This window comes from Actinomadura fibrosa (assembly GCF_900659615.1).
In the GTDB taxonomy this organism is placed as follows: Bacteria; Actinomycetota; Actinomycetes; order Streptosporangiales; family Streptosporangiaceae; genus Spirillospora; species Spirillospora fibrosa.
The window spans coordinates 1-9,914 of record NZ_CAACUY010000290.1 but is presented as its reverse complement, the minus strand read 5'-3'; the positions used below and the strand labels follow the sequence as shown (position 1 = coordinate 9,914).

The window sequence follows — 9,914 nt, the reverse complement described above, 5'->3', positions numbered from 1 at the left end:
GGGCAGCCGGGCGGGAGCGCGGCCGGGTTCGGCGGCGTCCCCGCGATCGGGACGAGCGGCCCGCCGCGCCGGTCGAGGCGCGGCACCGACGCCAGCAGCCCGCGGGTGTAGGGGTGGGCGGGCCGCGCGTACAGCTCCCGGGCGGGCGCCTGCTCGGCGACCGACCCGGCGTACATGACGACGATCCGGTCCGCGACGCCCGCGACCACGCCGAGGTCGTGCGTGATCAGGACGAGGCCCATCCGGAACTCGTCCTGGAGCGCGGCCAGCAGCCGCATGATCTGCGCCTGGACGGTCACGTCGAGCGCGGTGGTGGGCTCGTCGGCGATCAGCACGTCCGGCTCCAGCGCGAGCGCCATCGCGATCATGATGCGCTGGCGCATGCCGCCGGAGAACTGGTGCGGGTAGTCGCCGAGCCGCTGCGCGGCGGACGGGATCCGCACCCGCTCCATCAGCTCGACGGCCTTCGCGGTCGCGGCCTTCCGCCGCAGCCCCCGGTGCACCTGGTACATCTCGCGGATCTGGTCGCCGACCGTCAACACCGGGTTCAGCGCCGTCAGCGCGTCCTGGAAGATCATCGCGATGCGGTCGCCGCGGTAGGCGCGGCGGCGCCGCTCGGGCAGCCCGAGCAGCTCCTCGCCGCGCAGCCGCACCGAGCCCTTCGTGATCCGCGCGGGCGGGGTGTCGAGGATGCCCATGACGGCCTGCGCCGCCACGCTCTTGCCCGACCCCGACTCGCCGAGGATCGCGACCGTCTCCCCTTCGGCGAGGGTGTAGGACAGGCCGTTGACCGCGTGCACGTCCTGGTCCCGCACGCGGAACCGCACGTGCAGGTCGTCCACCCGCAGCAGCGGCTCCGCCTCGGACTCTGCCGGGTGCGCGGCCCCGCCCGGCCCGTCCATCGCTTCCGTCGTCATCGCTCGGTCACCGCAGCTTCGGGTCGAGGGCGTCGCGGACGGCGTCGCCGAGCATCAGGAAGCTCAGCACCGTGGCCGACAGGAACACCGCGGGGAAGATCAGCAGATGGGGGTGGTCGACGAACGCGTCCTGCGCCTGGTTGAGCTGGAGCCCCCACGACACCTGCGGGTACTGGAGGCCGACGCCGAGGAAGTCCAGCGTCGCCTCGCCCGCGATCACGTTGCCGACGTTGAGCATCGCCACCACGATCACCGGGGCGAGCGCGTTCGGCAGGATGTGCCGGAACATGATCCGCCGGTCGGACGCGCCGAGCAGCCGCGCGGCCTGCACGTAGTCGGCGTCCCGGATGGAGATCACCTGCGCCCGCATGATGCGGATCATCGTCGTCCAGCCGAGCAGCACCAGCACCAGCGTCATGGCGCCGACGCCGTGGCTCGGGAAGGCGACGAGGATGACGGTCGCGCCGAGCACGAACGGCAGCCCGAAGAACACGTCGGTGATCCGGGCGATCAGCGCGTCCAGGATCCCGCCGTAGTACCCGGCGACCATCCCGAACACCAGCGCGATGAGCAGCGCGAACAGCGTGACCGCGACGCCGATCAGCAGCGTCGGGCGGGCGCCGTGCACGACGTGCGCGTAGTAGTCGCAGCCGGCGATGTCGGTGCCGAACCAGTGGTCGCCGGACGGGCCGAGCTTGGCGTCGTTCGGGTCGCAGCCCTCGTTGGCGCCCGTGCTCGTGAACAGCCGCGGGACGACCGCCATCAGCGCCACCAGCACGAGGATCGCGACCGACCCCCAGAAGACCCAGCGGCGCCGCAGGTCCCGCCACGCGTCGTCCCACAGCGACGCCCTGCCGATCTCGCCGCCCGCGACCGCGACGGCCGCCGCGGTCGTCCCCGGCGCGCCGGCGCCCGCGTCCGGCGGGGGCTCCGGCGCCGCGCCGGGCAGGTCGGGTCCCGGTGCCCCCGGGTCCGTGGTCCTCATCCGCTCACGCCCACTCGCTCAGCCCGCCTCACTCGTACCGGATCCGGGGGTCCAGCAGCCCGTACAGCAGGTCCACGGCCAGGTTGACCAGCAGGAAGATCAGCACCAGGACGGTGACCGCGCCGACCACGACGGGGCCCTCCTTGAGCTGGATCGACTGGAAGACCTGCTGGCCGATCCCGGGCAGGTTGAAGATGCCCTCGGTCACGATCGCGCCGCCCATCAGCGACCCGAAGTCCACGCCGAGGTAGGTCACGACGGGGATCAGCGAGTTGCGCAGCGCGTGCCGGCCGACCACGCGGGCCCGCGACAGCCCCTTGGCGTTGGCGGTGCGGACGTAGTCGGCCCGCAGGTTCTCCGCGAGGCTGGTCCGGGTGAGCCGGGCGACGTAGGACAGGCCGAGCGAGCCCAGCACCATCCCGGGCAGCAGGTAGCTCATCGGCCACCCGTCGTCCGTCCCGGCCGTGGGGAAGATCTGCCAGTGCAGGCCGAACAGGAGCTGCGCGGTGTAGCCCAGCACGAACACCGGGACCGCGATCACCAGCGTCGTCCCGCCGAGGACGAGGGTGTCGGCGAGCCTGCCGCGCCGCAGGCCCGCCCACGTCCCGAGCGCGACGCCGACGACGAGCTCGAAGATCCAGGCGGTGAGCGCGAGCTGCGCGGTCACCGTCCAGCGCCCGCCGAGCATGTCCGACACCTGCTGGCCGTCGTAGTTCTCGCCCAGGTTCCCCTGGACCAGGCCCCACATGTACTTCCCGTACTGCACCAGCAGCGGGTCGTTGAGGTTGTACCGCTCCCGCAGGACCTGGAGGACGTTCTCGGGGACGGGCTTGTCCCCGGCGAGCGCCTGGATCGGATCGCCCGGCAGCGCGAACACCATCGCGTAGATGAGCAGCGTCGTGCCGATGAAGACGGGCACCGCCTGGAGGAGCCGCCGGAGGACATAGCGCCACATCGCCGGCTACTTCACCGTCACTTCGCTGGCCAGCAGACCGGTCGAGTACGCGGTGATCGTGACGTTGCCGACCTTGTCCGACCGGCCGCCCTGACCCGCCCAGGTCCAGAGCGGGATCATCGGCATCTCGCGGATGGCGACGTCCTCGGCCTGGTTGTAGAACCGCAGGGCCTCCTGCGGGTCGCCCGACCTGTTCGCCTTGGCGATCAGGTCGTCGAACTCCTGGCTCTTCCAGCCCATGCGGTTACTGCCCGAGCTCCACATGTTCTCCAGGTAGTTCTGGGCGCTCGGGTAGTCCGCCTCCCAGTTCTGCCGGTACGGGCCCTTCTCCGTCCGCTTGTTCAGCATCCCGAAGTAGTCGGACGCGGGGACCTGGCGGAACTCGATGTCCTGGATGCCGAGGTTCTGCTTCAGCGAGTTCGCGACGATCTGCATCCACTGGGCGTAGGTCGGCTGCGCGTTCGAGAAGTACAGCTCCAGCTTGCCCTTGAAGCCGCCCGACTTGGCGTACAGCTCCTTCGCCTTGGCGGGGTTGAAGGTGCACAACTCGCCGCACGCGTTCGGCCGGTGCCCCTCGATGATCGCCGGGAGCAGCGAGTCCGCCGGGAAGTAGTCGCCGTTGTAGACCGCCTTGTTGATGCCCTGCCGGTCGATCGCCATCGAGATGGCCTTGCGCAGGTCGGGGTTCGCGAACCGCTTGTCGAACAGCGGGAAGCCGAGGTAGTCCATCGTCCCCATCTTCCGGGGCAGGAACCGGTCGCCCAGCAGCCGCTTGGCCTCGGGGACCTTCGCCGAGGGGATCGTCTGCAGGACGTCGATGCGGCCGGCCCGCAGGTCGGTGTAGGCGGTGTCGGCGCTGGAGTAGCTCTTCCAGGTGACGCCCTTGTTCTTCGGCTTGCGCGGGCCGGTGTAGCCGGGGAACGCGACCAGCTTGACCTGCTTGTTGCGCTCCCAGTTCCCGCTCATCATGTACGGGCCGTTGCCGATCGGGTGCTCCTCGAAGGACTTGAGGTCCTTCAGGCCCGCCTTCGGCATCGGCGCGAACGCCGGGTAGGTCAGCAGCTGCGGGAACTGGTTGAACGCGTCGGTCAGCGTGACCTTGAGCGTCGCGTCGTCCACGACCTCGACGCCGGACAACTTGTCGGCCTTCGGCTTGGCGTTCTCGTCCTCGGGGTTGAGGTCGGCGTACCCCTTGATGTGCGAGAAGTAGTCGTTGGCGCTGTAGGCGTTCGGCCCGTACGCGGCGTTGTTCCACGCGTCGGCGAAGCTGCCCGCGGTGACCGGCTCGCCGTTGTGGAACTTCTGCCCGGCCCTGACCTTGATCGTCCAGACCTTCTGGTCCTGGGTGGTGACGGACTCGGCGGCGAGGTTGTAGGTCTTGCCGTCCTTGGTCAGCCCCACCAGGTTGTCGAACAGGCCGCTCAGCACGTCGAACGAGTAGCTGCTCGTGGTGTTGCCGGGCACCAGGTGGTCGGGTTCGGAGTGGCCGGCGGTGAACGTCCCGTCGCCCGACTTCTTCCCGTCGCCGCCGCAGGCCGACAGCCCGAGCGACGCCGCGAGCACCACCGCGGTGAGCCCCGCCGCTCCGCGTCCGGCACCCGAGAGCCGGCGGATCCCCCGGCTCGCACCCCTGAGGCTGGTCATGCTCCTCCTCGTGCCTGTCGCGTCGCGCGGCCGGGCCTGCGCCCGCCCGCTCTTCAGATTGGTGGCAGCGTCGTACCGCCCGGACGATTTGGGTACGGCGATGAGCGATTCGAAACCGGATCGATACGTAGTTGATCATTCGTTGACAGAGGTCAGCGCTCAACGAAAATGAAGGTTCCTTACGGAAGGCGGTGCGGGAGTGACGGAGCCGAGGGTGCGCGAGCAGAGCGGCGGGAGCCTCGCCGAGGACGCGGTGCCGGACGCGGGGGCCGAGGCGGCGCGGATCTGCGGCGACCTCATCCGCTTCGACACCACGAACCGGGGCGAGGGCGACGCCCGCGGCGAGCGTCCCGCCGCCGAGTACGTCGCGGCCCTGCTGGACGACGCGGGCGCCGCGGCGACCATCGTCGAGTCCGCGCCCGGCCGGGCCAGCGTGCTCGCCCGGATCCCCGGCACCGACCCCGCGCATCCGGCGTTCCTCGTCCACGGGCATCTGGACGTCGTGCCCGCCGACCCGTCCGAGTGGAGCGTGCCGCCGTTCTCCGGCGAGGTGCGGGACGGGTGCGTGTGGGGCCGCGGCGCCGTGGACATGAAGGGCTCGCTCGCGATGACGCTCGCGACCGTCCGGCGGCGGCTGCGCGAGGGCCGCCGGACGCGCGGCGACCTGGTGCTGGCGTTCCTCGCGGACGAGGAGTGCACCGGCGACCTCGGGTCGCGGTACGTCGCCCGGGAGCACCGGGAGTTCTTCACCGGCTGCACCGAGGCGATCAGCGAGTCCGGCGGGTTCAGCGTGGCCGCCGGCGGGAGGCGGATCTACCCGATCGCGACCGGCGAGCGCGGCACCGCGTGGATGCGGCTCACGGCGCGCGGGACCGCCGGCCACGGCTCCAAGCCCGCGCCCGACAACGCCGTCGCCGAGATCGCGCACGCCGTCTCGCGGCTCGCCGCGTACGCGTGGCCCGTCCGGCTGACCCCGGGCGTGCGGGCGCTGCTGGACGGCCTCGCGGACGCGCTCGGCACGAGCATCGACCTCGACCGCCTCGACGCGGAGGCGGTCCGGCTCGGCGGCGTGGGGCGGCTGTTCGCCGGGACGGTCCGCAACTCGGCGAACCCGACCCGGCTGGACGCCGGCTACAAGATCAACGTGGTGCCGGGCACGGCTTCCGCACAGGTCGACGGCCGGTTCCTGCCGGGCACCGGCGAGGAGTTCCTCGCCACCGTCGACCGGCTGCTCGGGCCGAAGGTGACCCGCGAGTTCGTCAACTTCGAGGAGGCGCCGGCCGCGGACCCGGCGGGCGCGACGTTCGCCGCGCTCGCCGCCGCGATCCGCGCCGAGGACCCGGCGGCGCACCCCGTCCCGTACGTGATGTCCGGCGGCACCGACGCGAAGTCGTTCCACCGCATCGGCATCACGAGCTTCGGTTTCGCCCCCCTCCTGCTCGGCCCGGACCTCGACTACTTCGGGATGTTCCACGGGGTGGACGAGCGGGTCCCGCTGGAGGGCCTGGCGTTCGGCACCCGCGCCCTGGACCGCTTCCTCGACACGCGCTGACCTCAGGCCCAGGGCCGGTTCCTAGTCCGGGGTGGCGGAGCGCCGCGACCAGCGGTAGACCGGGAGCCTGCCCTGGGGGGTGTCCCGGTGCCGCGCCGTCGCCCTGAAGTGCTCGTAGCCGCCGCGGAACGGCAGCCTCAGCTCGACACCGGGAGGGGTGATCCCGACGATCCGGTCCGGCAGGTCCGCGGGACCGCCTTCCAGGAAGGCCTTCAACGAGGTGTCCATAAGGCGGATGGTCACACGGGGCGGGCGGCCCGCCAATCCTCCCGGAGGACGTATCCGTGCGACCCCGCCACCTACTGCGACTTCTGGTAGCTCCTGAGCGAGAACACGGCGAGACCCACGGTCACGGCGGTCAGCGCGAGGAGCGGTGCCGCGTGCGCGGCGGCCGATCCCCAGTCGGGGTCCGCGGCGAGCGCCGCGCGGCCGGCGTCCAGGGCCCAGCTCACCGGATTGCCCGCGGCCACGTCCCGCATCCAGCCGGGCATCAGGTCCTTGGCCATGAACGCCGAGGACAGGAACGTCAGCGGCAGCAGCAGCATGATGTTCAGCCCGATGATGGTGTTGCGGTCGCGGACGAGCAGCGCGAGCGTGTTGGACAGCGCGGCGAGCACGATCCCGACCAGCACGGACATGGCGACCAGCACCGCGACGCCGGCGGCGCCGCCGGGGTAGCGGGCGCCCGCCGCCCAACCCAGCGCGATGATCACCAGGGACTGGAACGCGGTGCTCACCGCCTGCTCGACGACGCCCGCGTTCATGATCGCGCTGCGCCGGACCGGGGACACGAGGAACCGGTTGAGCGTGCCGCGCTCGATCTCGTCGATGGTGGCCATCCCGGCGAAGGAGTTCAGCGACACCGCGTTCATGACCACGACGCCCGGGACGAGGTAGTCCAGGTAGGACCCGGTCCCGAAGCCGGGCAGCTCGACGACCTTCCGGAACAGCTGGCCGAACAGGAACAGCCAGATCATCGGCTGGACGAGCGTCAGCACGAGCACGGCCGGCTTCCTGGCCAGCGCGGACAGCCTGCGGTGGGTCATCCACCACGTCCCGGCGAGGAGGGCGCTCATCGGGCGCCTCCCCCGGTGGCGGCCCTGGCGGACGACTCGGCGGACGGCCCGGCCGGGGGCGGCCCGGCCGGGAGTGGCCCGGCGTCCGCCTGGTTGGCCTGCGCGAACCGCCGCCCGGCGTAGCGCAGGTAGACGTCGTCCAGGGACGGGCGGGCCACGGTCGCCGCCGCGGCCAGGATCCCCGCCTGGTCGAGCGCGGCGAGGACGCCCGGCAGCGCGGCGGCGCCGTCGTCGGCCCGCACGCTCAGCCGCGGCCCGTCCACGACGATGTCGCGGACGCCCGGCACGCGGCCGAGCGCCTCCCGCGCGAGCGGCTCGGCGGGCGCCTCCGCGCACTCCACGTGCACCGCGTCGCCGCGCAGCTCGCCCTTGAGCGCGTCCGGGGTGCCCTCGGCGACGACCCGCCCCCGGTCGACGATCGCGACCCGCCGGGCGAGCCGGTCCGCCTCGTCCAGGTAGTGGGTGGTCAGCAGGATCGCCAGGGCGTCGTCCCCGGCCAGGCGGGCGATCTCCGCCCACATCGACGCGCGCGCCTCGGGGTCGAGGCCGGTGGTCGGCTCGTCCAGGAACAGCACCTCGGGCCGGTGGACGAGGCCGAGCGCCACGTCGAGCCTCCGCTGCGTGCCGCCGGAGTAGGTCCTCACCGGCCGCGACGCGGCCTCGGCCAGGCCGAACCGCTCCAGCAGCTCGGCCGCGCGGCGGCGGGCGGCCGTCCCGCCGAGCCCGTACAGGCGGCCCTGGAGGACCAGGTTGTCGCGGCCGCTCGCGTCCGGGTCCGCACCGGACCGCTGCGGGACGACGCCGATGGCGCGCCGCACGCGGTCGGGACGGCGCAGCACGTCGTGCCCGGCCACGGTCGCCGTTCCGGCGTCGGGCCGGACCAGCGTGGTCAGGATCTTCACGGTCGTGGACTTGCCCGCCCCGTTGGGGCCGAGCAGCCCGAGGATCTCCCCCGGGCCCACGGTGACGGACAGCCCGTCCAGGGCCCGGACGTCGTCCGGGTAGGTCTTGACGAGGCCCTCGGCCTCGATGGCGTACGCCATGCCTTCGCGTCTCCTCCGTCGCGCGCGGAGGACCCCGGATAGGCTGGGGACTGCGGTCTCGCCGCCGGGGCCCGCTCCGCGGGTTCGTTCGGTGGTGGGTTCCCGTCCCGGCGGCGGTGTTGCAGCACCGCCGCCGGGACGACTCGCGTTTCAGTCCTCCGTCGCGCCCCTCTCCGCCAGCTCCGCCACCTCGGGCGGGACCCGGCCGGTCTCGTGGAAGCGGTGCCAGATGTCGAGGCCGGGCAGCGAGCCGTCCTCGATCTCGGCGACCAGCCCGCGCACCCAGCCGGCCTCCGCCTGCCGGATCGCGAGGTCGTACTCGGCCTCCAGCAGGAAGATCCGCGGCACCTCCGACGCCTCCGCGAGCGCCGCCCGGTCCTCGGCGATCTCCCGTTCCAGGACGCCGAGCCGGTGCCGCAGCAGCGCCGCCGCCTCGTCCGGCCCGATGGCGCCCATCACCGACAGCCCGGCCTCGAACCGCGGATGCTCCCGCTCCGGCTCGCCGATCAGCTCGCGGACCCAGTCGGCCAGCTCCGCGAGACCCGCGTCGGTGATGCGGTAGACGGTCCGCTCCGGCCTGGCGCCCTCCCGCGCGTTCCCCTCCACGGCCAGGAAGCCGTGCTTCTCCAGGTTGCGCACCACGGTGTAGAGCGACCCCCACTTGATGTCGAAGTCGCGCTCCTTGCCTCGTGCGCGCATCAGCGAGGCCATCTCGTAGGGGTGCATGGGCCTGGCCGACACCGTGGAGAGCACGGCGAGGCCGAGGAGGTTGCCCACCTTCCGCCGCTTCGCCATCCCGACTCCTCGCAGACGAGTACTCGCAGACGAATATAGCCCTAGGACCGCCGCTCGTCCAGGCTCCGGCGGGCGCGGGCCGGTGGGCGCTGGGGCGCGCACGTCGGCCTCGCACGCGGGTAGGGATCGGGTGTGGACTACTCCAGCGCGGCCGACGAGCTCTACGGGGTCGACCCGGCCGACTTCGTGGCGACTCGGACGCGGCTGGCGCGCGAGGCCAGGGAGGCGGGCGACGCCGCGCTCGCCAAGCGCATCGGGGCGCTGCGCCGGCCCACGCTCCCGGCGTGGGCGGTGAACCTGCTGGCGCGCGACGGATCCGACGATCTCGGCGCCCTGCTGGAGGTCGGGGAGCGGATGCGGGCGGCCTGGGGGTCGGGCGGCGGCATGGGCGGACTGGGCGACCTGGAGCAGCGCCGGGCGCGGCTCGTCGACGCGCTCGTCCGCCGGGCGGGCGAGCTGGCCGCCGGGCGGGGCAGCCCGCTGCGCGACCAGGCCGTCCGCGACGTCGAGGACACGCTGTTCGCCGCCAGCATGGACGCGGGCATCGCCGACGAGGTCCGCGAGGGGCGGCTCTCCCAGCCCCGCAGCCACACCGGGTTCGTCCCCGCGGGCTTCCCCGTCGCCCCGGGAACGGACGGGGCCGAGCCCGAGCCTCCGAAGCGGAAGCCGAAGCCCGTCCCCAAGGCGAAGTCCGAATCGAAGGCCGAGCCCGAAACGGCCGAACCGGCCGAGCCGGGGCGGGAGCGGCCGGCCGCCAAGGCGAAGACGGCGCGCGCGGACGCGGCGCGCGCCCGGCGGGCCGAGACGCTGCGCAAGCACGCGGAGTCGCTGGGCCGCCGGGCCGAGAAGGCGGAGCGCGACCTCGCCGAGCGCGAGGACCGGGCCGGGGACGCGCGGCGGCAGGCGGACGCGGCGTCCGCCGAGGTCGGGCGGCTGCGGCACGAGCT

The 9,914-nt window shown here is 73.1% G+C and carries 10 protein-coding genes; 2 read left to right on the top strand and 8 right to left on the bottom strand.

Annotation, left to right across the window (positions count from 1 at the left end):
* The 4 genes from E1300_RS43240 to E1300_RS43225 form a co-directional block, all read right to left on the bottom strand.
* Window positions 1-917, bottom strand: a 917-nt coding sequence (locus E1300_RS43240) for an ABC transporter ATP-binding protein (protein ID WP_131763084.1), incomplete at its 3' end; no start/stop codon positions are given.
* A 7-nt stretch (window positions 918-924) separates the two neighbouring features.
* Entirely contained in the window at window positions 925-1,902 is a 978-nt protein-coding gene (locus tag E1300_RS43235; RefSeq protein WP_131763083.1) for an ABC transporter permease, read from the bottom strand.
* 28 nt (window positions 1,903-1,930) lie between these two features.
* On the bottom strand, window positions 1,931-2,857 hold the full coding sequence (locus E1300_RS43230) for an ABC transporter permease (protein ID WP_131763082.1): 927 nt from the start codon (window positions 2,855-2,857) through the stop codon (window positions 1,931-1,933).
* Between the two features lie 6 nt (window positions 2,858-2,863).
* On the bottom strand, window positions 2,864-4,501 hold the full coding sequence (locus tag E1300_RS43225; protein ID WP_131763081.1) for a peptide ABC transporter substrate-binding protein: 1,638 nt from the start codon (window positions 4,499-4,501) through the stop codon (window positions 2,864-2,866).
* A 214-nt stretch (window positions 4,502-4,715) separates the two neighbouring features.
* Here E1300_RS43225 and E1300_RS43220 point away from each other — a divergent pair, with 214 nt between their 5' ends.
* Complete coding sequence (locus E1300_RS43220; RefSeq protein ID WP_370785896.1) at window positions 4,716-6,053, top strand: M20/M25/M40 family metallo-hydrolase; 1,338 nt, start codon at window positions 4,716-4,718, stop codon at window positions 6,051-6,053.
* A 21-nt stretch (window positions 6,054-6,074) separates the two neighbouring features.
* Here E1300_RS43220 and E1300_RS43215 read toward each other — a convergent pair whose 3' ends face one another.
* From E1300_RS43215 to E1300_RS43200, 4 genes are all read right to left on the bottom strand, one after another.
* A complete protein-coding gene (locus E1300_RS43215; protein ID WP_131763080.1) occupies window positions 6,075-6,281 on the bottom strand; it encodes a DUF5988 family protein in 207 nt (68 codons plus the stop codon).
* A 71-nt stretch (window positions 6,282-6,352) separates the two neighbouring features.
* Window positions 6,353-7,129 (bottom strand): ABC transporter permease, encoded by a 777-nt coding sequence (locus tag E1300_RS43210; protein WP_131763079.1) that lies wholly within the window; start codon window positions 7,127-7,129, stop codon window positions 6,353-6,355.
* A complete protein-coding gene (locus tag E1300_RS43205) occupies window positions 7,126-8,172 on the bottom strand; it encodes an ATP-binding cassette domain-containing protein (protein ID WP_131763078.1) in 1,047 nt (348 codons plus the stop codon). Before E1300_RS43205 ends, E1300_RS43210 begins: the two co-directional genes overlap by 4 nt.
* Window positions 8,173-8,322: 150 nt before the next feature.
* The gene (locus E1300_RS43200; protein ID WP_131763077.1) at window positions 8,323-8,967 is read right to left on the bottom strand and encodes a PadR family transcriptional regulator; all 645 of its coding nucleotides are present in this window, start codon (window positions 8,965-8,967) and stop codon (window positions 8,323-8,325) included.
* A 132-nt stretch (window positions 8,968-9,099) separates the two neighbouring features.
* On the opposite strand from E1300_RS43200, the gene E1300_RS43195 reads away from it, so the two are divergent.
* Window positions 9,100-9,914 (top strand): hypothetical protein (locus E1300_RS43195; protein ID WP_131763076.1); only part of this gene is annotated, 815 nt, incomplete at its 3' end.

Excerpts from the sequence above, each read along its gene's own strand:
- E1300_RS43235 (WP_131763083.1), bottom strand. The coding sequence starts at position 1,902 with ATGAGGACCACGGACCCGGGGGCACCGGGACCCGACCTGCCCGGCGCG.
- E1300_RS43230 (WP_131763082.1), bottom strand. The coding sequence starts at position 2,857 with ATGTGGCGCTATGTCCTCCGGCGGCTCCTCCAGGCGGTGCCCGTCTTC.
- E1300_RS43225 (WP_131763081.1), bottom strand. The coding sequence starts at position 4,501 with ATGACCAGCCTCAGGGGTGCGAGCCGGGGGATCCGCCGGCTCTCGGGT.
- E1300_RS43215 (WP_131763080.1), bottom strand. The coding sequence starts at position 6,281 with ATGGACACCTCGTTGAAGGCCTTCCTGGAAGGCGGTCCCGCGGACCTG.
- E1300_RS43210 (WP_131763079.1), bottom strand. The coding sequence starts at position 7,129 with ATGAGCGCCCTCCTCGCCGGGACGTGGTGGATGACCCACCGCAGGCTG.
- E1300_RS43205 (WP_131763078.1), bottom strand. The coding sequence starts at position 8,172 with ATGGCGTACGCCATCGAGGCCGAGGGCCTCGTCAAGACCTACCCGGAC.
- E1300_RS43200 (WP_131763077.1), bottom strand. The coding sequence starts at position 8,967 with ATGGCGAAGCGGCGGAAGGTGGGCAACCTCCTCGGCCTCGCCGTGCTC.